We start from the raw sequence: 23,678 nt of genomic DNA, 5'->3' as shown, positions 1-23,678 counted from the left end.
GCCTCACCTGCCCGCTCAGGCGAAGGGCGGTGGTGGTCGTAGACGCCACCTGGGGAGCGCACGTGCTTCGGTGCGGCAAAGCCGTGAAGGGCCTTCTTGAGCATGTCGGCGTACAGGTCGGGGATCGTGAACCGGCCGGTATGGGTGCCGTCGCCGTTGGTGCCCATCGCGAACCGGGTCTTCGTAGCGGCCCGCTTCTCCTCTTCCTCGAGCAGCTTGGCCTCGTGGGCCTCGGCTGCTTCGGGGTCGATGACCGCGAGCACGCGGCGTCCGAGGATCTTCAGGTCCTTCGCGTCGTGCTCGGCGGCCAGGGCGAGCAGGTGCTTCTCGCACTGCTGACGCACCCAGGTCTGTTCGGGCAGCGCCTCGACGGCGTCGACGATCACCCCGGCCTGGTCGGGCAGGACCTCACCGCGGGCCACCGAAAACCTGGTCGCCTCCCACGCGGCGAGCTTGCCCGCGAGCTTGGTAGCCGCGAACGCATCACGCTTCACCGTCCGTGTGGTGCCCGCCAACCACGCCGCCGTGCTGGTGGCCTGCACGTCGGTCGATGTGGCGCCGGTCGACTCGCCGTGCGCCAGAAGCCGGGCCTGGAGCTCGGCTACCTGCGCTGCCAACGCCGTCACCTGCACCAGCAGGTCCCGGGTCTCCTCGCCACCGAGCGACCAGGTCTGCGCCTCCACGATCGCATCGAACGCAGCCCTCGACGACAGCACCGCCACACCGATCGGGTGACCCGATCCAGCATGAGTAGTGGTGTCCGCCATGAGTCCACTCAAGCACCCACCACCGACACTCCGACCCCGAAAACCGGGTTCTCCACAGCACGGCGAGAAGCAATCTCTACACGGACGGATCAGGCGCTGAGGTGATCACGTCACAGTTGTGCAACTCCGAGTTACACAACCCGTACACTCACCCCATGAGCACCACTGAGACCGACGGCCGACGTCGTGCCGCCGCCACCCGTCGTCGCGTCCGCGAGGCCGAGATCATCGCCGCCACACGCGCGCTCTTCGACGCTCGCGGAGTGCGGGACGCGCAGATCGAGGACATCGCCTCCTCGGTGGGCATCAACCGGGCGATCGTCTACCGCCACTTCACCGGCAAGGAAGAGCTCTTCGCGCTCACTCTCGTCTCCTACCTCGACGAGCTGCGCGAGGTGCTCGCCGCAGCCTCGGACGACACCGACGCGCCACCGGAGCGGCTTGCTGCGATCGTGGCGGCGTTTGTGTCCTACGGGGTCGACCACCCCGCGTTCGTGGACTGCGCGCAGTCGCTGATGCGGCGCTCGGGCCCCGAGCTGCTGGAGGAGATCTCCGAGAGCGCGCTCTTCCGCCTCGGCCGCGGCATCTCCACCTCGCTCGCCATGCTCTCGGCCGCACTCGAGGCCGGGATCGAGTCAGGTGACTTCACCACCACCGACGACCCGACCCTCCTGGCCAACCTGCTCTACGCCAGCGGACTCGGGTCACTGCAGCTCGCGCGCGTCGGCATCCTGGTGAAGGAAGCCGCGCCGGGCATTCCCACCGTCGGTGAGATCACCGCCGAGCAAGTCAGCACGCACCTCGTCGCCTCGGCTCTGGCCATGGCCGGCGCCTCGGCTCAGTCGAGGCAATAGGTCTTCACCGCCACCCTGCCCACCATCAGGCCGTCCTCGGCCTCGACGTAGGCGTCGGCGAAGCTGCGTGCAGCCCGATGGTCCGCGAACAACAACGAGGCGACGAGCACCTCGGAGTCGAGGTCGAGGACCTCGTCGGCTCCCTGCAGGCAGCCGACGCTGCCGACGCCGGCGTCGTAGCCGTACTCCTTCACCGACGCCACCGCTGTCTCGATCTCATCGGTTGTCTCGATCTCATCGGTTGTCTCGATCTCATCGGTGCTGCCGGCAGCGAGCACCACGGCGACGTACGTCGCACCGTGCTGCGGCTCGCTCACGGCGTCCGGGAAGACGGGGTCACGCAGCGGCGCCGGCATCGTCGTACGACGAGCCTGTTCTGCGCTGGGTTGCTCGGTCTGGATGACGGCAGCCGACTCACGGGCCACCGGATCGGACGTGCATCCACCGACGACCAGGACCAGGAGCGCGGAGGTGAGGACTGACGCCGAGGCGTGCATGGCGGACCTTCTTCCTTCGTGGGCGCCCGAACGGCACCGACGACCCTGAGACGCGCGCGCCGCCCGCGAAGTTGCCGCCCCCATGCCGGCCCCGCCGCATGACACAGAACAGCCGGCGCCGGCCCACGCGGTTGCGTCGGTCGGCGCCGGCTGCTCAGCCGTGCTGAGAGGCTGGATCAGGGCTTCTCGAGGATGGCGGTGACGCCCTGGCCGCCGGCGGCGCAGATCGAGATGACGCCCTTGCCGGAGCCCTTCTGGTCGAGGAGCTTGGCGAGCACGTTGATGATGCGACCGCCGGTCGCGGCGAACGGGTGACCCGCGGCGAGCGAGGAGCCGTTGACGTTGAGCTTGTCGCGGTCGATCGAGCCCAGCGGGGCGTCGAGGCCGAGGCGCTCCTTGCAGAAGACCGGGTCCTCCCACGCCTTGAGGGTCGAGAGCACCTGCGAGGCGAAGGCTTCGTGGATCTCGTAGTAGTCGAAGTCCTGCAGCTTCATCCCGGCACGCTCGAGCATGCGCGGCATCGCGTAGGCCGGAGCCATGAGCAGGCCCTCGCCGCCGTGGACGTAGTCGACCGCGGCCGTCTCGTAGAAGGTGAGGTAGGCGAGCACCGGCAGGTCGTGCGCCTCGGCCCACTCGTCGGAGGCGAGCAGTACCACGGAGGCACCGTCGGTGAGCGGGGTGGAGTTGGCGGCCGTCATCGTGGCGGCCTCGCCCTTGCCGAAGACCGGCTTGAGCGTGGCGAGCTTCTCCACCGAGGAGTCGGCGCGCAGGTTGGTGTCGCGCTCGACGCCACGGAACGGCGTGATCTGGTCGTCGAGGAAGCCGGACTCGTAGGCCGCGGCGAGCTTGTGGTGCGAGGAGGCGGCGAGCTCGTCCTGCTCCTCGCGCGTCACCTGCCACTCCAGCGCGGTGAGGGCGGCGTGCTCGCCCATCGACAGACGCGTGCGGGGCTCACCGTTCTTCGGGATCTCGAGGCCGATGTCACCGGGACGAATCTGGCCGAGCGCGGTGAGCTTGCCCTTGGTGTCGCGAGCGGCGTTGACCTTCATCAGCTTCTTGCGCAGCTTGTCGCTGATGGCGACCGGGGCGTCAGAGGTGGTGTCGGCGCCGCCGGCGATGCCGACCTCGATCTGGCCGAGGGCGATCTTGTTGGCCACGAGCATCGCGGCCTGGAGGCCGGTGCCGCAGGCCTGCTGGATGTCGGTGGCGGGGGTCTCCGGCGACAGCTTGGAGCCGAGGACCGACTCGCGGGTGAGGTTGAAGTCGCGCGAGTGCTTGAGCACCGCACCGGCGACCACCTCGCCGAGGCGCTCACCCTCGATCCCGAAACGGGTCACGAGGCCGTCGATGGCTGCGGTGAGCATTTCCTGGTTGGACGCGTTTGCGTAGACGGAGTTGGAACGGGCGAAGGGGATGCGGTTGCCGCCGATGATGGCGACCCGACGAAGGCTCTCGGTCATGCGACCATACTGACGGGTAACCGCGCTCTGACCAAGAGCATGTCGGTCACGTCACGATAAGTGGACTCTGAGTTACACAACTAGTTACATGTTCCTGCACACCACAGTCACCACCACCGCCACGGAGGCAGCATCCACATGAGCGACAAGTACCAGGATTTCTCCCGCTCGCCGATCGGCAAGTTCCTCGTCAAGAACCTCGGCCTGCCCAGCCCGATGAAGCTGGAGCGCTACACCGAGGGTGCCCCGCTCGTCGACGGCACCGTCCTGGTGGGCGGTACCGGCCGGCTCGTGGAGTCGCTGCCCGGCCTGCTCGACACCCTCGGCATCACCTCGGCCACCGTCAAGCCCGAGGAGGGCAAGGTCAAGGGCCTCGTCTTCGACGCCACCGGCCTGACGTCGTCCGCCGAGCTCGCCGCGCTGCGTGAGTTCTTCACCCCCGTGATGCGCTCGCTCGCGCCGTGCGCCCGCGTGGTCGTGCTCGGCACCCCGCCCGAGCTCGTCTCCGGCAGCGAGAAGGTCGCCCAGCGCGCGCTCGAGGGCTTCACCCGCAGCCTCGGCAAGGAGATCGGTCGCGGCAGCACCGTGCAGCTCGCCTACGTCGCCGAGGGCGCCGAGGCCGGTGTGACCAGCACGCTCGGCTTCCTGCTCTCCCCCAAGTCGGCCTACGTGTCGGGCCAGGTCGTGCGCATCGGCGCCCAGTCGACCAAGGCCGACGTCCCCGTCGCCGACGTCTTCCGCCCGCTCGAGGGCAAGATCGCCCTCGTCACCGGCGCGAGCCGCGGCATCGGCGAGGAGGTCGCCCGGGTCCTGGCCCGCGACGGCGCCACCATCGTCGGCGTCGACGTCCCGCAGGCCGCCAGCGAGCTCCAGTCGCTGATGAAGGAGCTGGACGGCGACTGGCTGACGCTCGACATCACGGGCAAGGACGCTCCGCAGCGCATCGCGCACCACCTCAAGGAGAAGCACGGCGGCGTCGACGTGGTCGTCCACAACGCCGGCATCACCCGCGACAAGAAGCTCGCCAACATGGATGACGCCCGCTGGGACTCCGTGATGGCCGTCAACCTGACCGCCCCCGAGCTCATCACCCGCGAGCTGCTCGACCGGGGCGTCGTCAACGACAACGGCTCGATCATCGGCGTCGCGAGCATCGCCGGCATCGCCGGCAACGTCGGCCAGACCAACTACGCCGCCTCCAAGGCCGGCGTCATCGGCTTCGTCGACTCCCTCGCCGACGACCTCGCCTCGGCGGGCAAGGGCATCACGATCAACGCCGTGGCCCCCGGCTTCATCATCACCGCGATGACCGCCGCCGTGCCGTTCGCCACCCGCGAGGTCGGCCAGCGCCTCAACGCCATGTCGCAGGGCGGTCTGCCCGTCGATGTCGCCGAGACGATCGCCTGGTACGCCAACCCCGCTTCCAGCCTCGTCAACGGCAACGTCGTGCGGGTCTGCGGCCAGATGATGCTGGGTGCCTGAGATGACGGACTCCCCCGAGGCCCGACAGATCGAGCCCGCCGGCGGTCTCGGCGTGCTGCTCAAGGCGGCCCTGCCGTCCGTCCCCGTCGTCAACCAGCTGCCCGGCGTGCGCAAGACCGCGCCGAAGGACTTCCAGGGCCTGGCCCTGACCCGTCCGCCGGTCACGGTGGAGCGCACCGACGTCGACGCCTATGCACGGGTCTGCGGCTTCCCGATCAAGGACGTCGCTCCCCTGACCTACCCGCACATGCTCGTCTTCGGCCTCCAGATGGCGATGATGAGCGACCCGGCGTTCCCGGCGCCCGCCATCGGCACCGTGCACCTGGAGAACTCCATCACCCAGCACCGGCCGATCGCCATCGGCGAGGTGCTCGACGTCTCCGCCGCGGTCGGGCCGAAGGTCGCCCACCCCAAGGGCACCGTCTACGAGTTCACGGCCGAGATCACCGACGAGAGCGGTGTCGTCGTGTGGGAGGAGACCTCGGCCTACCTGCGTCGGGGCCCTTCGTCGGGCTCAGGGTCCGACAGCGATGCGTCGTACGGCATGACGTTCCCCGCGGCGCCGGCCAAGGGCCTCACCTGGAAGCTCCCGGCCGACCTCGGTCGCAAGTACGCCGCAGTGTCGGGCGACCACAACCCGATCCACCTGTACCCGATCACCGCCAAGGCCCTCGGGTTCAAGCAGCAGATCGCCCACGGCATGTGGACCAAGGCGCGCTGCGTGGCGGCGCTGGAGAACCGGCTGCCGGACGCCGTGCGCGTGGACGTCGCGTTCAAGACGCCGGTCTTCCTGCCGGGCTCCGTGGCCTTCGGCTCGGCTGCGGTGGAGAACGGCTACGCCTTCTCACTCAGCAACCCCCGCAGCGGCAAGCCGCACCTGGCGGGGCTCGCTACCCCGCTCTAGGACCCGAGCAGGACGTCAACGCCCCCGACGCCACCACGGTCACGTCGGGGGCGTTGCCATGTCAGTCGCGGGGCCTGATCAGGCCCTCTTGCGCCACCGAGGCCACCAGCGTGCCGTCGGGGGTGTAGACGTGACCGAACGACAGCCCGCGCGCTCCACCGGCCGAGGGCGACCACTGGTCGTAGAGCCACCAGTCGTCGACCCGGAACGGGCGGTGGAACCAGATCGTGTGGTCGAGGGAGGCCATCTGCGTCTTCGACGGGTTCACGTCGTGGGCGGCCAGGGAGGCACCCAGCAGTGACACGTCGCTGGCGTAGGTGAAGGCGGCGAGGTGGTCGAGCGGGTTGTCGCCGACCTCGCCGGCGATCCGGATCCACATCCGCGCCTTCGAGGGGTGCACCGGGTCGGGGTCGAGTCCGTGGCGCGAGTTGCCGAGCCACCGCACGTCGAGGGCGGCCCACTCCTTGCCGAGCGCGTCGGCGTCGTCGTTGCCACCCTTGCGCATCAGCTCGACCAGGTCGATCCCTTCCTCGGGCCCGGGCACCTCGGGCATGACGTCCTGGTGCTCGAAGCCCGACTCCTCGCGCTGGAAGTTCAGGGTCTGGTAGTAGATCGGGCGGCCGTGCTGGCGCGCCATCACGCGTCGAGTCGCGAACGAGCGACCGTCGCGGATGCGCTCGACGTCGTAGATGATCGGCACCGAGTAGTCGCCGGGCAGCAGGAAGTAGGAGTGCAGGGAGTGGACGTCGAAGCCGTCCGGCACGGTGCGGGCGGCGGCGATCAGCGCCTGCGCCGCGACCTGGCCGCCGTACACGCGCTGCCGGGTGGAGTCGGGCTGGCGACCGCGGAAGAGGTCGACGTCGAGATCCTCGAGGTCGAGCAGGTCGAGCAGCTCACGGGCTGCGTCGGGGGCGGACTCGGTCGTCATGAGGGGTCTCCCTGAGCGGTGTCGTCGGGGTCATCGGTGTCGCCGTCTGTGTCGTCGTCGGGCTCAGGGTCCTCAACCGGCTCGAGGCCGGCGAGGAACTGCTCGAACTGCTGACCGATCTCGTCGCCGGTCGGCAACGGCTGGTCGTCGGCCAGCAGGTTGCTGCCGGACTCCTCCGACTCGGCGAACGCGTCGTACTGGCGCTCGAGGGAGGCCACCACCTCGCCGACCTCCTCGTTGGCCGAGAGGTAGCGGGAGATCTCCTCCTCACGCTCGTCGGCTGCGACCTTGAGGTCGGAGAGGTCGAGGGTCAGACGACCGGCGAGCTCGACGTGCTCGAGGAGGATCGCCGAGGCGCGGGGGTAGTCGAGCTGGGCCAGGTAGTGCGGGATGTGGGCGACGAAGCCCTGCGAGGCGTGGCCCCACTCCCCCAGGCGCAGCTCGAGCAGCGCCTGCGCACTGCTCGGTACCCGCAGCTCACCGGCCCAGGAGGTGGCGCCGGTGACCAGCTCGGGACGGTTGGCGTGGTGGGTGATCGCGATCGGACGCGTGTGCGGCACTGCCATCGGCACTGAGCCCATCTGCACGACCAGGGTGACGCCGAAGCGGTCGACCACCTCCCCGACCGCGCGGCAGAAGGCCTCCCAGCGGTTGTCGGGCTCCGGCCCGGCGAGCAGCAGGAACGGCGTCCCACCCGCGTCGCGCAGGAGTCGTACGACGAGCCGCGGTGCGTCGAAGGCCTCGTAGTGGTCGCGGGCGAACGTGACGGCCGGCCGCCGGGCGCGGTAGTCGTGGAACTGGTCGACGTCGAAGGTCGCGACGACCGACCCGCCACCCTCGCTCCCGACGTCCACCAGGTGGCGGGCGGCGATGACCGCCGAGCTCCCGGCGTCGAGAAAGCCGTCGAGGGAGACGACCAGGGTCAGCGAGGTGACGTCGTCCAGTTCCGGCACGTCGTCGACGATGTGCACGAGTCGCTCTGAGGTCACCAGTGCAGGCTATTGCGTGTCGTCGGTCGGCGTGGCGCTGGGTGTGTCGCCAGACCTCGCGCTGGGCCTCGGGCTGGGTCTCGGGCTGGGCGTCGGGCTGGGGGTGGGCGCGTAGGTCTCGACCAGCAGCGCCGTGCCGCGCTTGGCGAGCTTGGCGAGGCTGATCTGCAGGAGCGCCTGGATGGTCGGGCTCTCCGGCATCCCGGGCGCCGCGAACGCGTCGAGGACGTTCCAGGGCGCACTCGGACCGTAGGCCTTCTCGAGGTACTCGCAGACCCACCACGAGATCGCGTAGTTCACGGTGGCGTCAGCGCCGTTGAACGACTCGTCGTCAGGCATCGTCTCGACGCCTCGACGCGCTGCGGCCAGGGCGTCGACGCCGATCCGGCGGTCCTCCTCGGGCAGCACCTGCACCGAGACCCACTCCGCGATCCCCTCGCTGAGCCAGACCGGCGCGTTGTCGTCGCGATCGCCCAGCGCCACGTGGGTGAGCTCGTGGCGCAGCAGCCGCTCACGAGAGACGCCTCCGCGCTCGAGCAGGCGCGGGTTGAGGACGATCCGGGTGGCGACGGTCGTGGGGTCACCGGGTCCTGCCGGCACCGTGAAGGCGATGCCGTCGAGGTCGTCCGGCGAGCTGCCGGGGAGGTCGTCGATCGAGCGGATGAACTCGGTGTCGGAGAGCGCGTAGACCACGACCGTGCGGTCCCACGGGTAGGGCACCCGGGCGGCCACGTCGGCGATCGACCGCTCCATCGCCCGCATCAGCGCGGGGGCGTCGACCACCGAGGCGTCGTCGAAGATGCCCAGCACGCCAGCCCCACGCCGTACCTGGATCGGTCGGGTCTCCCAGGGCTGTGCGCCGATGTCGTAGGTCTGCTCCCAGGCACGATCGGTCACCGAGGCGAGGACGTAGCGCCGGGCACGGGGACCCCCGACCCGGTCGAAGCGGAAGCGGTCGAGCGTGCGCGCGGCGGAGGCGTCGAAGCCGTCGAGCCGGGTGGTGATCTGGACGACCACCGAATAGCTGCGCCCCGAGCGGACCAGGCTGGTGGGGTCGATCTCGTAGGAGAACTCCCCCAGCGGCAGCTGCACCAGGTTGTCGAAGTAGCCGTTCTGCTCGATCAGGAAGGTCGCGTTGCGGCCGTCGAGGGTGTCGACGAACGCCGCTCGGTCGCCGTCGAGGACCGCCCGAGCGCGTTGCTCGAGCAGCCCGGTGAAGGCTGCGTCGAGGTCTGGGGGAACCGGCAGACCCTCGACGACCCCGGGGCTGCTCCCGAGGGTGCCGGGCGTGCCGGCCGGGAGCGGCGGGCGTGGCTCCCCCGCGACCGAGGAGCCCGGGGAGGTGCCGTCTGACGGTGTCGTGCCGCGATCGACGCCGGCGCAGGCCGTCGCGACGAGGACCAGTGCGAGCGCAGCCCCCAGCAGCCCGGAGCGCGGAGCCCGCTCAGCTCGGTCGGTCGGCATCGACGAGGGCTCCCCCGGCAGGTCCCTCGACCAAGGAGGCGATGTCCTCGACGATCGTGCGCGCGAGCGCCTGCGGGGTCAGGCCGATGCGCTCCAGGATCGCCTGCCGCTTCGCGTGCTGCAGGAACTCCTGGGGTACGGCGTGCAGTCGCACGGGAGTGGTGACCCCGGCCTCGTTGAGGGTCTGGAGCAGCACGGCACCGCAGCCGCCGACCCGACCGTTGTCCTCGACGCTGACGACGAGGCGGTGCTGGCGGGCGAGCTCGATGATCGCGGGGTCGACCGGCTTGACCCAGCGCGGGTCGACCACGGTGACCCCGATCCCCTGGTCGACCAGTCGGTCGGCGACCTCGATGGCCATCGACGCCATCGAGCCGACTGCCACGACGAGCACGTCCTGGTCGCCGGTGCGGACGAGCACGTCGGCGCCACCGGTCTTCTCGATCGCCTCGACGTCGGCCGGTGGGGCTCCCTTGGGGAAGCGCACGACGGTGGGGGCGTCGTCGACGAGGACCGCTTCGTCGAGCAGCTCGCGCATGCGCGCGGCGTCGCGGGGCGCGGCGAGGCGCAGACCGGGCACGACCTGGAGGATCGACATGTCCCACATGCCGTTGTGGCTCGCGCCGTCGTCGCCCGTGACGCCGGAGCGGTCGAGCACGAAGGTGACGCCGCACTCGTGCAGGGCGACGTCCATCAGCACCTGGTCGAAGGCGCGGTTGAGGAAGGTGGCGTAGACGGCGACGACCGGGTGGAGGCCCCCGATCGCGAGGCCCGCCGCCGAGGTGGCGGCGTGCTGCTCGGCGATGCCCACGTCGAAGGTGCGCTCGGGGTAGGCCGCCTCGAACTTGTGCAGGCCCACCGGGTGCATCATCGCGGCGGTGATCGCGACGACGTCCTCGCGCCGCGCGCCGAGCTCGACCATGTAGTCGGCGAAGTGGTCGGTCCAGATGGCGCCGCGCGCCTTCTCCTCGCCCGTCTCGATGTCGAACGGCTGCGGGGAGTGGAACTGGTCGGCCTCGTGCTGCTCGGCGGCGTCGTAGCCGAAGCCCTTGCGGGTGATCGCGTGCACGATGACCGGTCCGTTGAAGCGCTTGGCCTGGGTGAGCGCCTGCTCCATCGCGGCGCGGTCGTGGCCGTCGATCGGGCCGACGTACTTCAGGCCGAGGTCCTCGAAGAGCCCCTGCGGCGCGAAGGCGTCCTTCACGCCCTTCTTCATCGCGTGGAGCGCGTCGTACGCCGCCGCCCCCACGCCGGGCACGGCGTTGAGGCGTCGCTTGACCTGGTCGAGGACCTGCTCGTAGCGCGGGTTGGTGCGCAGGGCGGTGAGCGCGGTGGCCAGGCCACCGATGGTCGGGGTGTAGGAGCGCCCGTTGTCGTTGACGACGATGACGAGCTTGGAGTCCTTGGCGATGGCGATGTTGTTGAGCGCCTCCCAGGCCATCCCTCCGGTGAGGGCGCCGTCACCGATGACCGCCACGGTGTGCCGGTCCTCGCCGCGGATCCGGTAGGCCTTGGCGATGCCGTCGGCATAGCTGAGCGCGGTGGAGGCGTGGGAGTTCTCGACGAGGTCGTGCTCGGACTCCGAGCGACTCGGGTAGCCGCTCAGGCCACCCTCGGTGCGCAGGGCGATGAAGTCGGCGGCACGTCCGGTGAGCATCTTGTGGACGTAGGCCTGGTGCCCGGTGTCGAAGACCACGCGGTCGCGCGGCGACTCGAAGACGCGGTGGATCGCCATCGTCAGCTCGACGACCCCGAGGTTGGGGCCGAGGTGGCCGCCGGCGCGCGAGCACGTGGTGACCAGCAGGTCTCGGATCTCGCCGGCCAGGGTCTCCAGCTGATCGTCGGAGAGACCTCGCAGGTCGCGGGGGTCGCTGATCGAGGTCAGGAGGGACATGCCGACGAGTTTACGTGCAGGTGATGTCTCCGGTGGGGTCACCGGGTCCACACGGCCACGGCGGGCTCGTGGAGGCTGCCCAACCACACCTTGCCGTCGTGCTCGCGCACCCCGGTGGCCATGTGGAAGTCGACGCCGTGCTCGCTCACGTCGATGTCCAGGTCGTGCACGAGGACGCCCTCGTTGTCGTAGGCCTGCGCACGCACGGTGCGCTTCGGCTTGGGCTGGAGCTTCTCGGGCAGCTTGGTGGCGAGCTTGCGCACCTTGAGCGGGCTGGTCTGCAGCTTCTCGAGCACCGGGTCGACCGGGCTGGCGAGCGTGACCCAGATCAGGCCGTCGCTGCCCCGGGCGACGTTGTCGGGGTAGCCCGGCAGACCCTGGCACAGCAGGTCGCGCATGCCGGCGCGGTTGCCGGTGAGCCAGCGTCGTACGACGGTGCGGGCGCCGGTCTCGGCGACGACCACGAAGTCCTCGTCCTTCGACAGCGCCACGCCGTTGGCGAAGGCAAGGCCGTCGACGACCACGGTGACGGTGCCGTCGGTGTCGAGACGCATCAACCGGCCGGTGCGGGTCTGCTGCACCATCTCGGCCTTCCAGTCGGCGATGCCGAACTTCTGCGAGGAGTCGGAGAACCACACCGTGCCGTCGGAGCCGATGGCGGCGTTGTTGCAGAACTTCATCGGGGTGCCGGCGACCGTGTCGGTGACGGCCTCGATCGCGCCGCTCGCGGTGTCGATGCGCAGCAGGCCCTTCTGGGCGTCGCAGACCAGGAGCCGGCCGTCGAGGTCGATCTCGATGCCCAACGGGCGTCCCTGGGTCTGGGCGATCCGGTCGACCTTGGCGCCGTCGTGGCTGATCCGGAAGATCGAGCCGTCCTCGGTGCCGGTGAAGATCGCGCCCTCGTCGGCGCCCGACAGTCCGACGACGACGTCCTCGGCGCCGTGTCCGGGGACGGGGATCACGGAGAAGGTGGAGCTCATCAGGGGGCCAGCTTTCGATAGAGGTCGGAGGAGAGGAAGTCAGCCATCACCAGGGAGGCCGAGGCGGTCAGCGGCAGATCGACTGCGACAGCAGGATCGACGAAGACCATCTGCCGGCCCTCGTGACACTCGACCTCGGTGCGGTCGGTGGCTGCGGCGAAGAGCTCGAACTCGTCGTCCTCACCGCAGGCGGAGCTGAAGAACTGGAAACGTCCGAAGCGCTCGAGCCCGCCGTCCAGCGCGACCCCGGTCTCCTCGGCCAGCTCTCGGTAGGCGGCGACCTCGTAGGTCTCGCCGTCCTCGACACCGCCTCCGGGGAAGCCCCACTTCTCGGGGTCGATCCGGGGGTGCTCGTCGCGCTCCTGCAGGAGGATCCAGCCACGCCGATCTACCAGCGTGGCGGAGGCGAAGTGGTGCATCCGCTCAACCTAACGGGCGGCCCGTCTAGAGCCGCGCGCGGTAGCGCGTGCCGCGCAGGGCGTCCTCGACGAGCCCGACCTCACGCCGTACGGCGGACAGGCGGGAGTCCTCGCTCAGCCAGGTCTCGACGGCCGCCTCGATCACGTCGGACGGCGCGACGTCGCGCAGCTCGGAGCGGGCCTCGCTCAGGCCACGGCGACACGCGGCCTGGCAGGCCTCGACGTGCAGCAGGGCGAACCGGGCCAGGACGACGACGTGACGGCGCAGCGTCGGGTAGGTGCGGTACTCCGGCGGGCACAGGTCGAGCAGCCAGGACTCGGCCGTCACCTCCCAGCGCGGAGCATCCGGAGGGCGGACAGCCGCGGGCCAACCGGGCGGGGCGACGAGGCGGCTCATGGAGTCGACCCTAGTCGAACACCCGTTCGAGCGGGCTGTCTAGGCCAGGAAGCTGAAGCGCACGTCACGCACCGGGTTGTCGACGTTGAGGTCGACCAGGCAGATGCTCTGCCAGGTGCCGAGCGCCAGGCGGCCGCCGAGCACCGGCACGCTCGCGTACGGCGGGATCAGCGCCGGCATGACGTGGGACCGGCCGTGACCGGGGCTGCCGTGGCGGTGCAGCCACCGGTCGTCGGCAGGCAGCAGGTCGCGCAGGGCGGCGAGCAGGTCGTCGTCGGAGCCGGCCCCGGTCTCGAGGATGGCGATGCCGGCCGTGGCGTGGGGCACGAAGACCTGGAGCAGGCCATCGCCGCTGCCTGCGACGACATCGGCGGCGTCAGCCGTGAGGTCGAGCACGACCTCCTGGTCGCCGGTCCGATAGCTGCGAATCTCTGAGTGCACGGGTCAGCTCTCCTGGACGTCGGTCGGGAGCGCCAGGTCGGCGATCTCCTCGGGTGTGGCTCCCCCGGCGCACGACGCGAACGGTTCCGGCGCGGTGACGCCGTCGGCGTACGCCTCGAGGAAGAGCGGCAGCCGCGGGTCGTCGGCCCCGGCCAGCGCGAGCTGCGCCTCCCAGACGGTCACGACCACGGGTGCGTCCAGGCCTGGGTAGGGCGTCATCACGCCGTTCTGCGGGAGCTGGTCGGCGAGAGACTCGACCTCCGCGGAATCGAGGGCCTCGGGGTCGTAGGCGAACCAGAACGTGCCGTGCTCGAGGTCGTGGACGATGAACTCGTCACGCACCGGATCGTCGTAGACACCGCAGTCGAGCCACACCGCGAAGTGCTTGCCCCCAGCAGGGGGCTGCGACTCGTAGTCGTCGACCGTCTCGGTGACGTGGTCGCTGCGCAGCGAGGTGAAGGTGACGACCTCGCTGAGGTCGGGCGGCGCCGGCTCGGTGCGATCCAGCACCTGCGGGAGCGCGAGCCCTGCGCCCAGGAGCACCACCGCTGCCAGGACGGCGAGCAGCAGCGGGAGCCGTGACCTGCGCGCTCGCGCGGGCGGCGTCGGCGGCTGCAGCGGGTGAGGCGGAGGAGGCGGTGGAGGCGGTGGCCACTGTGCCGGAGGGGGTGGCGGGGGTCCGGGCAGCGGCGGGCCCGGAGGCGGCGGCAGGCTCATCGCTCAGTCGGACTCGAGCGCACGCTCGAGGCGCTCGAGCTTGGCGGTCATCTCGCCGGTGCGCCCCGGCCGGATGTCGGCCTTCAGGACGAGTCCGACCCGCGGCGACACCTCGGCCACGACATCGACCGCCCGCTTCACGACGTCCATGACCTCGTCCCACTCCCCTTCGATGTTGGTGAACATCGAGTTGGTCTCGTGGGGCAGCCCGGACTCGCGGACGACCCGCACGGCGGCCGCGACTGCCTCGGCGACTCCTCCGTCGTTGTCTCCGGACGACGGGCTGATGCTGAAGGCAACGATCATGCGACCACCGTATCCGTCGCCCTCCCCAGCGCGCTGCCGCGCACCACTGCTTCAGAAGAGCTGGTAGCGGCCCTTGCCCAAGAAGTAGCCGCGACCGCTGGCCGGGTCGATGCACGTGATGCCAAAGCTCTTGAGGACGCACGTCACCGTGGTGTCGGGCCACGTCGCGATCCCGGAGAAGCCGAGGGTCGGGGCGTCGGGCTCGCGGATCGTGTCGCTGTTGCAGATCGCCTGCGGCCCACTCGCCTCGAACTCGATACGTCCGACGTTCTGCGACGGGCCGTCGTCCGGGCACGCCCCGGCGTCCGGGATCGCGCCCCTGCCCAGCTCGCACGCCGGCGGGAGGTAGGGCGAGTCGAGCACGCAGTAGAGGTTGCCGTTGGGCGAGGCGAAGCGGCTGAGCTCCTGCCGCGGTGCCCCGGCGGGGAAGAGCGCCTCGGCCTCGGCGTAGGTGCGCGGCGGGCCGTCGTACGGCGTGGGGGTGGCGGCCGGCGTCGGCTCGGGCGCGGGCTGCGCGGTGGGCTGTGGAGACGGGCTCGAGGTCGGGGCGGCAGTCTCGGTTGACTCGGGCTCGGGCGTGGGCGTGGGCGTCACGGTCGGCACCGGCGTCGGTGTGGGCGTCTCGGGAACCGGAGAGGCGGTGGACACGGGCTCCGCGGCCGGCTCGTCGTCGCTGCACCCCGCTGCCAGGATCATCAGCGCAGTCACGAGGGCAGCCAGCACACGGGGGGTCACCCGCACATGGTGGTCGCTTCGGCGGCGAGGATCCAGACGCCTCACCGAGCGGTCGGCAGGAGGTCGACCTCGAGCGTGGGCATCCGGGTGCGCAGCACACGAAGCGCATCTCGGGTCTGCGACTTCACCGTGCCGACGCCGATGTGGAGAGCCTCGGCGGTCTCGGCCTCGGACAGGTCCTCGAAGTAGCGCAGCACGATCACGGCCCGCTGGCGCGGTGCGAGTCCGGCCAGGGCACGCCGCAGGTCTTCACGCGCCGCGACATCGGGATCATGCAGAGCCGGCTCGGGCAGCACGTCGCTGCTGACCTCACGCCAGCGTCGACGGCGCCAGCGCGACACGCTCTCGCGGGCGAGGATGCGCCGCACATACGGCTCGGGATTGTCGGAGATCTTGCGCCAGTGCGGCACCGACTTGATCAGCGCGGACTGCACGAGGTCCTCGGCATCGGCGTGCTCGCCGGTCAACAGGTACGCCGTCCGCAGCAGCGCTCCGCGGCGCGCGCGCACGAAGTCGTCGAAGCCGACCCGCTCGACCTCAGCGCCGGACACGGTGCCTCCACAAGAAGTTGCCACCGAGCAGGACGACGAGCGCCCCGCCGAGAGCCCAGGCGTAGCGGGGGTTGGAGGGGAAGTCGGGCTCGGGCGCTGCGAACCCCGGACCGGTGAGAGCGTCGCTGGCGATCAAGACGGGGTACTCGAGGAAACCACGCGGCTGTTCCATGACCTCGACGCGCTCCCCCGTGTCGACGTCCAGGGACACGTAGCGTCGGGACTGATCAGTCTCGTCATACTCCTGCACGATCAGATGGGTGTCGTCAGCCCACCCGATCACCCCGGCGTCCGGCTTCTCGTCGAGCACGCGGATGACCCCCTCATCCGGCCCGCTGACGTCGGCCACCACCATCGGGCCGGGACGCCCCGTTGACCTCCCCGCGCCGTCCACGTCCTCAGTCGTCACCACGCGCTGACCATCGGGGCTGAGGTGCACGGGGCCCTCGCACAGCACGTCGAGGCGACTCAGGGGCTCGATCGATCCGTCAGCGGACAGGAGGTCGAACGCGCACCGTCCGCGCTTCACGACGAGAGTGCCGTCGGGGCCGGGCGAGCTCTCGTAGAAGTTCGGGAAGACCTTGTACGGCACAGCTGGCTCCAGCGCGCCGTCCGATGTGTCCCAGCGCAGGAAGCCCACGATGTCTGCCGACAAGCCCGAGCTCTCAGGTGTCGAGCTGAACTCGGTGATCTGACCGTACTCGGCGAGGAGGGTGTCACCGACCCACGTGAGGTCGTCGACGTGGAGTCCGTGATCGGTCTCGAGGACCGTTCGCTTCGTCTCGCCGGTGACGGAGTCGTAGAGCGCCACCCCGACGACCGGGTCCCCTTCCGAGACGTAGGGGTCCGACGCGGTTGCTCCGGTGAGGTAGTACGCCAGCCACCGCCCATCAGGAGAGGGCGCCACTGGAGTCTCCGGCTGCTCGGTGTCAGCGAGGTCCTCCAGGGTCAGGAAGGCATAGCCGCCGGCGGCTGAGACGCCGGCGAACGCCTGCGCCTCACCGCCCCACGTCGTCGCGCGCCGGTAGGCACTGACCAACGCCACCAGCGGTCCGATCGGTCCGGTCTCGTCGGTGCTCGGGGTCCAAGGGCTCGGCACATAGAGCCGGCTCGGCAGCCCCAGCGCTACCTCGGTGTCGTTGTCGGCCACGGGCACCGAGTAGCTGCGCGCGTCCATGACCAGCGAGGAGAGCGCCCCGATGCCGATCACGAGCGCGGCGACGAAGGAGGCCGTCACGACGCCTTGCCGCCGCTGCAGGCGCTTGCCGCGACGCCAGAGGTCACCCTCGGGCGTCTGCGAGGCCGAGCCGTCGGGAGCGTCCTCGGCGAGCTGGTCGAGCCGTTGCTTGAGCGTCGTCATGAAGGTCCTCGATCTGGATCAGGGGTTCTCTACCCCTCCACACGCCCCTACCAAGCCTGCTGGAGGGGTCCCGACGCCGCCTTTTCGAAAGTGCGACGAAGGCCCGCCCCGACCGAGGTCGGAGCGGGCCTTCAGCAGACCGATCTGGTGAGGATCAGGCCTTGAGCAGGTTGCGCAGGACGTACTGCATGATGCCGCCGTTGCGGTAGTAGTTGGCCTCACCGGGGGTGTCGATGCGGACGACCGCGTCGAACTCGGTGGTCCCGGAGTCGCCGGTGGCGACGACCTTGACCGTCGACGGCGTGGTGCCGTCGTTGAGGGCGGTGATGCCCGAGATGGCGAACGTCTCGGTGCCCGTCAGGCCCAGCGAGTCGGCGTTCTGGCCGGCCGGGAACTGCAGCGGGATGACGCCCATGCCGATGAGGTTGGAGCGGTGGATGCGCTCATAGCTCTCGGCGATGACAGCCTTCACGCCCAGGAGCGCGGTGCCCTTGGCAGCCCAGTCACGCGAGGAGCCGGAGCCGTACTCCTTGCCGCACAGGACGACCAGCGGCGTGCCCGCGGCGGCGTAGGCCTCCGAGGCGTCGTAGATCGAGGTGACGGGGGCGTCGGACTGCGTGAAGTCGCGGGTCCAGCCGCCCTCGGTGCCCTCGGCCAGCTGGTTGCGCAGCCGGATGTTGGCGAACGTGCCGCGGATCATGACCTCGTGGTTGCCTCGGCGCGAGCCGTAGGAGTTGAAGTCACGCTGGCCCACGCCGTTCTCGGCGAGGTACTTGCCCGCGGGGCTGTCCTTCTTGATCGCACCGGCCGGGCTGATGTGGTCGGTGGTGACCGAGTCGCCGAGCTTGAGGAGCACGCGGGCGCCCTCGATGTCGGTGACCGGCTCCGGCTCGGCGGGCATGCCGTCGAAGTACGGGGGCTTGCGGACGTAGGTCGACTCGGAGTCCCACTCGAAGGTCTTGCCCTCGGGGGTGGGCAGCGAGCGCCACTGCTCGTCGCCCGCGAAGACGTCGGAGTAGCCGTCGTCGAACATGTCGGAGGTGATCGCCGAGGCGACGACCTCCTCGATGTCGGCGGCCGAGGGCCAGATGTCCTTCATGAAGACGTCGTTGCCGTCGGTGTCCTGGCCCAGCGGGTCGTTGAACAGGTCAAGGTCCATCGAGCCGGCCAGCGCGTAGGCGACCACCAGCGGCGGGGAGGCCAGGTAGTTCATCTTCACGTCGGGGTTGATGCGGCCCTCGAAGTTGCGGTTGCCCGAGAGCACCGAGACGACGGCGAGGTAGCCCTCGTTGACGGCCGCGGAGACCTCGGGGATGAGCGGACCGGAGTTACCGATGCAGGTCGTGCAGCCGTAGCCGACGAGGTTGAAGCCGAGCTTGTCGAGGTACGGCGTGAGGCCGGACTTCTCGTAGTAGTCGGAGACCACCTTGGAGCCGGGCGCGAGCGTCGTCTTGACCCACGGCTTGCGCTCGAGGCCCTTCTCGACGGCCTTCTTGGCCAGCAGGGCGGCACCGATCATCACCGACGGGTTGGACGTGTTGGTGCACGAGGTGATCGCCGCGATGGTGACGGCACCGTGACCGATGGTCACCGGCTGGCCGTCGATCTCGAAGTCGATCGTCTTCTCGGGCGCGTCGGTGTAGTCCTTGAGCGCCTCGACGAACGCCGGGCCGGCGTTGGTGACCTCGACGCGGTCCTGGGGCCGCTTGGGGCCGGCCAGGCTCGGGACGACGGTGGAGACGTCGAGCTCGAGCTGCTCGGAGTAGCGCGGCTCGGCGGACGGGTCGTGCCAGAGGCCCTGCTCCTTGGCGTAGGCCTCGACGAGCGCGAGCTGCTCGGCCGAGCGGCCGGTGAGCTTGAGGTAGTCGATGGTCTGCTCGTCGATCGGGAAGACCGCGATCGTGGAGCCGAACTCGGGGCTCATGTTGCCGATGGTGGCGCGGTTGGCCAGCGGCAGCGCGGAGACGCCGGGGCCGTAGAACTCGACGAACTTGCCGACGACGCCGTGCTTGCGCAGCATCTCGGTGATCGTGAGCACCAGGTCGGTGGCGGTGGCACCCTCGGGCAGGTCGCCGTTGAGCTTGAAGCCGACCACGCGCGGGATGAGCATGGAGACGGGCTGGCCGAGCATCGCGGCCTCGGCCTCGATGCCGCCGACGCCCCAGCCGACCACGCCGATGCCGTTGACCATCGTGGTGTGGGAGTCGGTGCCGACGCAGGTGTCGGGGTAGGCCTGAAGCACGCCATCCACCTCACGGGTGAAGATCGTGCGGGCGAGGTGCTCGATGTTGACCTGGTGCACGATGCCGGTGCCCGGGGGGACGACCTTGAAGTCGTCGAAGGCGCCCTGGCCCCAGCGCAGGAACTGGTAGCGCTCGCGGTTGCGCTCGTACTCGATCTCGACGTTGCGCTCGAACGCGCCGGCGGTGCCGAAGACGTCGGCGATGACGGAGTGGTCGATGACCATCTCGGCCGGGGCGAGCGGGTTGATCTTGGCGGGGTCTCCGCCGAGGTCGGCCATCGCCTCACGCATGGTGGCGAGGTCGACGACGCACGGCACGCCGGTGAAGTCCTGCATGATCACGCGCGCCGGCGTGAACTGGATCTCCTTGCTGGGGTCCGCGTCCGCGTCCCAGCCGGCAATCGCCTTGATGTCGTCGGCGGTGATGTCGGCGCCGTCCTCGGTGCGCAGGAGGTTCTCCAGCAGCACCTTCAGGCTGAAGGGCAGCGACGCGACGTCGAGCCCCTCGCCGCTCACGGCGTCGAGTCGGAAGATCTCGTAGGCCTTCCCGTCCACGTCCAAGGTGCCCTTGGCACCGAAGCTGTCCTGACTGGCCATCAGTCGTCTCCTCGTCGTATGGGTCTGCGTAAAGCTCAAGGCCATCTTGCCGCCGCCACTGGCGACTGCGGTAGTAAGGCGGGCCTAATCATCGTGGTCCGTGCCTACCAGGCGCTTCGCAATATCTCTTGACGTCAAGATACACGACATCGAGCAACATTTCAGCACCTTCCCTCCAGGACGTAAGGTCTCGCGGTGCCCACCTCCCTCCTCACCACCGGGCGCACCTACCGCCGGCTCGTCGTGGCGGGCTTCCGTCGCCAGTCGACCTACCGGCTCGCCGCCTTCGGCGGGTTCGTGGCCAACACGACGTTCGGTCTCCTCAAGGTCGCGATCCTCTTCGCCACGGTGCGTGCTGCCGGCGGTGAGCTCAACGGCTACGACATCGGCGCGATCAGCGCCTACATCTGGATCTCGCAGGCCATGCTCGGCTCGGTCAACCTCAACGGCCGCACCGACATCGCGGGCCGCATCAAGGACGGCGGGATCGTGGTCGACTTCCTGCGGCCGCTGAACATCCAGGCCGCGAGCATCGCGACCGAGGTGGGACAGGCGATCTTCGCCCTGATCCCCCGCGGGCTGCCGACCGTGAGCATCGGGATCTTCGTCGTCGGGATGAACGTGCCCTCGGCGGCCTCGGGCTACCTGCTCGGCGCGGTGAGCCTGCTGCTCGGCATCGTCGTCTCGGCCACCACGGCCTACCTCGTCGCTGCCGCCGGGTTCTGGCTCGTCGAGACTCGCGGGCTCCAGGTCCTCTACATGGTCGTGTCCGGCTTCTTCGCCGGTCTCTACGTGCCCATCGACCTCTTTCCCGACGCGCTGCGGATCGCCGCGGAGTGCACCCCCTTCCCCGCGATGCTCATGTATCCCGTCGACGTCCTCTCCGGACGTGTCACGGGCCTCGACGCCCTCGGGCTCATCGGCCTCCAGCTGATGTGGCTCACCCTCGCTGCCCTCGTCGGGCACCTGATGACCCGCGCGGGTCGGCGCACCCTGGAGGTGCAGGGTGGCTGACCTCGACGCAGTCGTAAGGCCCTACCGCGCCGTGCTCTCGTCGCGCATCCGTTCCCAGCGCTCCTACCGGGCCAACTTCGTCGTCGACGTCTTCAGCGCCCTGCTGGTCGGGATCATCGAGCTGGCCGAGATCGCCGTGCTGTTCTTCAACGTCGACCGCCTCGGCGGGCTCGACTTCGTGCAGATCCTCATCGTCTTCGGCCTGGCCGACCTCGCTTTCTCCCTGGCCGACCTGGCCTTCGGCCACTGCGACAACCTCCCGACCTACCTGCGCGCGGGCACGCTCGACGTGTTCTACCTGCGCCCGCAGCCGCTCCTGCTCCAGCTGATCACCTCCGACATCTCGCTGCGCCGGCTGGCCCGCGCACTCGTCGGTCTGGTCGCGCTGATCACCGGACTGGTGCTGGCCGACATCGACTGGTCGTTCGCTGCGGTGGCGCTGGTCCTGATCTCCGTCGTCAGCGGCACCGTCACCTTCGCCGCCATGTTCGTGTGGGCGGCGGGGGCGCAGTTCTTCCTCATCGACGGCGCCGAGGCCACCAACGCCTTCGTGTACGGCGGTCGGTACGCCGCCAGTCAGCCCGCGAGCGTGTGGAACCGACCCCTCAAGGTGCTGTTCGGCTTCTTCTTCCCGATGGCCTTCACCGCCTACCTGCCGGCCGTGACCCTGCTCGGGCTGCCAGGCACCGACCTGATGCCGTCCTGGCTGGGCTGGTGCGCGCCCCTGGCGGCGGTCTTCACCTGGGCCCTGGCCCTGCTCGCCTGGCGCGTCGGCGTCCGGCACTACCAAGGAGGCGGCGGATGAACGCCCACACCACGAGCACCGAGACCCCGATCATCGAGACCAGCGCCCTGGGCCGTGACTTCAAGGTCCGCGACGGCCTGCGTCGTCGCACCCTTACGGCGGTCGACGACCTCACGATCAGCGTCCGGGCGGGCGAGGCGGTGGGCTACATCGGCGCCAACGGCGCGGGGAAGTCGACGACCATCAAGATGCTCACCGGCATCCTGATGCCCACCCGCGGCGAGGTGACCACGTGTGGGCTCCGTCCGCTCGCCGACCGCCGTGACCTCGCACGCCAGGTAGGCGTCGTGTTCGGCCAGCGCACCCAGCTGTGGTGGGACCTCCCGGTGCGCGAGTCGTTCAGCATCCTGGCCGCGATCCACGGTCTCTCCACCGCCGCCGAACGAGCTCGCACCGACGAGCTGGTCACCCAGCTCGAGCTGGCCGAGTTCCTCTCCACCCCGGTGCGCCAGCTCTCGCTCGGCCAGCGGATGCGGGCCGAGGTGGCCGCAGCCCTGCTCCACTCCCCTCGGCTGGTGATCCTCGACGAGCCGACCATCGGGCTCGACGTGCTCTCCAAGCAGCGACTGCGCGAGTTCCTGGTGGCCGAGCGGCGCACGCACGGCACGACGTTGCTCCTCACGACGCACGACATGGGTGACGTCGAGCGGCTCTGCGACCGCGTGCTCCTCGTCGACCGCGGCCGACTGGTGTGGGACGGCACCCTTGCCGGGCTCTCCCGCACGGTCGGCGCCCAGCGGGTGCTCGTCGTCGACCTCGCCGAGTCCGTCGTCGACCTCCAGGACGTGCCGCACACCCGCCACCTCGGCAGCGAGGGCGGCGGACTGCGCCACCGACTCGCCTTCGATCCCGACGTCACCACGGCTGCGAAGGTGCTCGGCGCGGTCTCGGAACAGGTCGAGGTGCTCGACCTCGCGGTGGAGGAGCCCGACGTCGAGGACGTCGTACGACGGGTCTACGCCGCGCGCCGCTAGCCTGCGCTGGGTGACGTCCTCCCCTGTCGACCCCACCACAGCGATGCGCTGCCGCCACTGCGGCTCAGCCGAGGGCGCGGTGGTGCTCGACCTCGGCCACCAACCCTCCGCCGAGACCTTCCCCTCCGCCGACACCGGCCCCGAGCACGACCCGCAGCACCCGCTGCGCATGTGGCTGTGTGCCTCGTGCCGCCTCGCTCAGCTCATGGAGGACCCCGGCACGGTCGAGGAGCAGACAGTGGTCGTGGAGTCGCAGGCCATGCTCGCCCAGGGCGAGGCCACCCTCGACTTCGCGGTCGAGCAGGGCCTCCTGCGCTCGGGAGACCGCGTCGTCGAGTTCGGCAGTCCGCACGGCCATCCCCTGGACGGACTGCTGTCTGCGCGCGGCGCCGTCCCCGTCGCCACGGACGGTGCCGAGCCGGCCCACGTGGTGCTGGACATCTACGGACTGCTGCACGAGCCCGATCAGGAGGCCGCCCTGAGCGAGCGGCTCGCTCAGGTCGCCCCCGGTGGCTCGCTCGTGCTCCAGCTGCACACGCTGGCGAGCGTCGTGGCCACCGGGCAGTTCTCCGAGCTAAGACACGGGCACTTCGCCTACTGGTCCCTGCCGGCCCTGGACGACGCGCTACGGGCCCGCGGCTGGGGCGTCCACCGGGCGCGACGCTTCGACTTCGACGCGGGCACCCTCGCCGTCGTCGCGACGGCTGACCCCCGCCCCGACGTCGAGGTTGCTCGGCTGCTGGCGGCCGAGGAGGCGTCGGGCGCCACCGAGGCGGCCGGTCTCTTCACGCTCCAGCGCGGCGCCGACACGGCGAGCACCGCGCTGCGCACGTGGCTGGAGGACGAGCGCTCCGCCGGACGCCGCGTCGTCGGCTACGGCGCCGCGGGCCGCAGCGTCCCG

Annotated in this window: 23 protein-coding genes and 1 pseudogene; 7 read left to right on the top strand and 17 right to left on the bottom strand. The window is 70.1% G+C overall.

Features of this window, described 5'->3' with window-relative positions:
* Window positions 1-767: pseudogene (locus VOI19_RS00980) on the bottom strand (HNH endonuclease); the annotation flags it as partial.
* A 155-nt stretch (window positions 768-922) separates the two neighbouring features.
* Here VOI19_RS00980 and VOI19_RS00975 point away from each other — a divergent pair.
* Complete coding sequence (locus tag VOI19_RS00975) at window positions 923-1,621, top strand: TetR/AcrR family transcriptional regulator (RefSeq protein ID WP_323791081.1); 699 nt, start codon at window positions 923-925, stop codon at window positions 1,619-1,621.
* Here VOI19_RS00975 and VOI19_RS00970 read toward each other — a convergent pair.
* A complete protein-coding gene (locus tag VOI19_RS00970) occupies window positions 1,606-2,118 on the bottom strand; it encodes a hypothetical protein (protein WP_323791080.1) in 513 nt (170 codons plus the stop codon). The two genes, VOI19_RS00975 and VOI19_RS00970, sit on opposite strands and share 16 nt — an antisense overlap.
* A 176-nt stretch (window positions 2,119-2,294) precedes the next feature.
* Entirely contained in the window at window positions 2,295-3,578 is a 1,284-nt protein-coding gene (locus VOI19_RS00965) for an acetyl-CoA C-acetyltransferase (protein ID WP_323791079.1), read from the bottom strand.
* A gap of 138 nt (window positions 3,579-3,716) precedes the next feature.
* On the opposite strand from VOI19_RS00965, the gene VOI19_RS00960 reads away from it, so the two are divergent.
* Together VOI19_RS00960 and VOI19_RS00955 are read left to right on the top strand one after the other, a co-directional pair.
* On the top strand, window positions 3,717-5,060 hold the full coding sequence (locus tag VOI19_RS00960; RefSeq protein ID WP_323791078.1) for a 3-oxoacyl-ACP reductase: 1,344 nt from the start codon (window positions 3,717-3,719) through the stop codon (window positions 5,058-5,060).
* Between the two features lies 1 nt (window position 5,061).
* Window positions 5,062-5,964 carry a MaoC/PaaZ C-terminal domain-containing protein gene (locus VOI19_RS00955; RefSeq protein ID WP_323791082.1) on the top strand — a complete coding sequence of 301 codons (903 nt, stop codon included), beginning with the start codon at window positions 5,062-5,064 and terminating at the stop codon, window positions 5,962-5,964.
* A gap of 61 nt (window positions 5,965-6,025) precedes the next feature.
* Here the strand turns inward: VOI19_RS00955 and VOI19_RS00950 are convergent, their stop codons facing one another.
* The 14 genes from VOI19_RS00950 to acnA form a co-directional block, all read right to left on the bottom strand.
* Window positions 6,026-6,892, bottom strand: a complete 867-nt coding sequence (locus tag VOI19_RS00950; protein WP_323791077.1) for an acyl-CoA thioesterase II — start codon at window positions 6,890-6,892, stop codon at window positions 6,026-6,028.
* Window positions 6,889-7,881 carry a PAC2 family protein gene (locus VOI19_RS00945; protein ID WP_323791076.1) on the bottom strand — a complete coding sequence of 331 codons (993 nt, stop codon included), beginning with the start codon at window positions 7,879-7,881 and terminating at the stop codon, window positions 6,889-6,891. Before VOI19_RS00945 ends, VOI19_RS00950 begins: the two co-directional genes overlap by 4 nt.
* Before the next feature lie 9 nt (window positions 7,882-7,890).
* Complete coding sequence (locus tag VOI19_RS00940; RefSeq protein WP_323791075.1) at window positions 7,891-9,345, bottom strand: hypothetical protein; 1,455 nt, start codon at window positions 9,343-9,345, stop codon at window positions 7,891-7,893.
* The gene (dxs, locus tag VOI19_RS00935; RefSeq protein WP_323791074.1) at window positions 9,326-11,239 is read right to left on the bottom strand and encodes a 1-deoxy-D-xylulose-5-phosphate synthase; all 1,914 of its coding nucleotides are present in this window, start codon (window positions 11,237-11,239) and stop codon (window positions 9,326-9,328) included. Before dxs ends, VOI19_RS00940 begins: the two co-directional genes overlap by 20 nt.
* A 38-nt stretch (window positions 11,240-11,277) precedes the next feature.
* Window positions 11,278-12,219: an SMP-30/gluconolactonase/LRE family protein gene (locus VOI19_RS00930; protein WP_323791073.1), complete on the bottom strand. Its 942-nt coding sequence runs from the start codon at window positions 12,217-12,219 to the stop codon at window positions 11,278-11,280.
* Window positions 12,219-12,638, bottom strand: coding sequence for an NUDIX domain-containing protein (locus VOI19_RS00925; RefSeq protein WP_323791072.1), 420 nt, complete (start codon window positions 12,636-12,638; stop codon window positions 12,219-12,221). The genes VOI19_RS00930 and VOI19_RS00925 overlap by 1 nt, the downstream gene beginning before the upstream one ends.
* Window positions 12,639-12,663: 25 nt before the next feature.
* The gene (locus tag VOI19_RS00920) at window positions 12,664-13,035 is read right to left on the bottom strand and encodes a hypothetical protein (protein ID WP_323791071.1); all 372 of its coding nucleotides are present in this window, start codon (window positions 13,033-13,035) and stop codon (window positions 12,664-12,666) included.
* 39 nt (window positions 13,036-13,074) lie between these two features.
* Window positions 13,075-13,476 (bottom strand): YjbQ family protein, encoded by a 402-nt coding sequence (locus VOI19_RS00915; RefSeq protein WP_323791070.1) that lies wholly within the window; start codon window positions 13,474-13,476, stop codon window positions 13,075-13,077.
* A 3-nt stretch (window positions 13,477-13,479) separates the two neighbouring features.
* The gene (locus VOI19_RS00910; RefSeq protein WP_323791069.1) at window positions 13,480-14,022 is read right to left on the bottom strand and encodes a DUF3105 domain-containing protein; all 543 of its coding nucleotides are present in this window, start codon (window positions 14,020-14,022) and stop codon (window positions 13,480-13,482) included.
* 174 nt (window positions 14,023-14,196) lie between these two features.
* Window positions 14,197-14,499: a thiamine-binding protein gene (locus VOI19_RS00905; protein ID WP_323791068.1), complete on the bottom strand. Its 303-nt coding sequence runs from the start codon at window positions 14,497-14,499 to the stop codon at window positions 14,197-14,199.
* Window positions 14,500-14,550: 51 nt separating this feature from the next.
* Window positions 14,551-15,234: a hypothetical protein gene (locus tag VOI19_RS00900; RefSeq protein ID WP_323791067.1), complete on the bottom strand. Its 684-nt coding sequence runs from the start codon at window positions 15,232-15,234 to the stop codon at window positions 14,551-14,553.
* Between the two features lie 41 nt (window positions 15,235-15,275).
* Complete coding sequence (locus tag VOI19_RS00895; RefSeq protein WP_323791066.1) at window positions 15,276-15,785, bottom strand: SigE family RNA polymerase sigma factor; 510 nt, start codon at window positions 15,783-15,785, stop codon at window positions 15,276-15,278.
* A complete protein-coding gene (locus tag VOI19_RS00890; RefSeq protein ID WP_323791065.1) occupies window positions 15,772-17,145 on the bottom strand; it encodes a hypothetical protein in 1,374 nt (457 codons plus the stop codon). The genes VOI19_RS00895 and VOI19_RS00890 overlap by 14 nt, the downstream gene beginning before the upstream one ends.
* A gap of 154 nt (window positions 17,146-17,299) precedes the next feature.
* Window positions 17,300-19,984 carry an aconitate hydratase AcnA gene (gene acnA / locus VOI19_RS00885; RefSeq protein WP_323791064.1) on the bottom strand — a complete coding sequence of 895 codons (2,685 nt, stop codon included), beginning with the start codon at window positions 19,982-19,984 and terminating at the stop codon, window positions 17,300-17,302.
* A 195-nt stretch (window positions 19,985-20,179) separates the two neighbouring features.
* Between acnA and VOI19_RS00880 the strand changes: the two genes are divergently transcribed.
* The 4 genes from VOI19_RS00880 to VOI19_RS00865 form a co-directional block, all read left to right on the top strand.
* A complete protein-coding gene (locus VOI19_RS00880; RefSeq protein ID WP_323791063.1) occupies window positions 20,180-20,998 on the top strand; it encodes an ABC transporter permease in 819 nt (272 codons plus the stop codon).
* Entirely contained in the window at window positions 20,991-21,803 is an 813-nt protein-coding gene (locus VOI19_RS00875) for an ABC transporter permease (RefSeq protein WP_323791062.1), read from the top strand. Before VOI19_RS00880 ends, VOI19_RS00875 begins: the two co-directional genes overlap by 8 nt.
* Complete coding sequence (locus tag VOI19_RS00870; protein WP_323791061.1) at window positions 21,800-22,777, top strand: ABC transporter ATP-binding protein; 978 nt, start codon at window positions 21,800-21,802, stop codon at window positions 22,775-22,777. The genes VOI19_RS00875 and VOI19_RS00870 overlap by 4 nt, the downstream gene beginning before the upstream one ends.
* Window positions 22,778-22,787: 10 nt before the next feature.
* Window positions 22,788-23,678: class I SAM-dependent methyltransferase (locus VOI19_RS00865; RefSeq protein WP_323791060.1), on the top strand; the 891-nt coding region annotated here is incomplete at its 3' end.

The sequence above is a fragment of the Nocardioides sp. genome, from assembly GCF_034670285.1.
In the GTDB taxonomy this organism is placed as follows: Bacteria; Actinomycetota; Actinomycetes; order Propionibacteriales; family Nocardioidaceae; genus Nocardioides.
The sequence above is the reverse complement of the archived record's forward strand: the minus strand, read 5'-3'. Positions and strand labels throughout refer to the sequence as shown.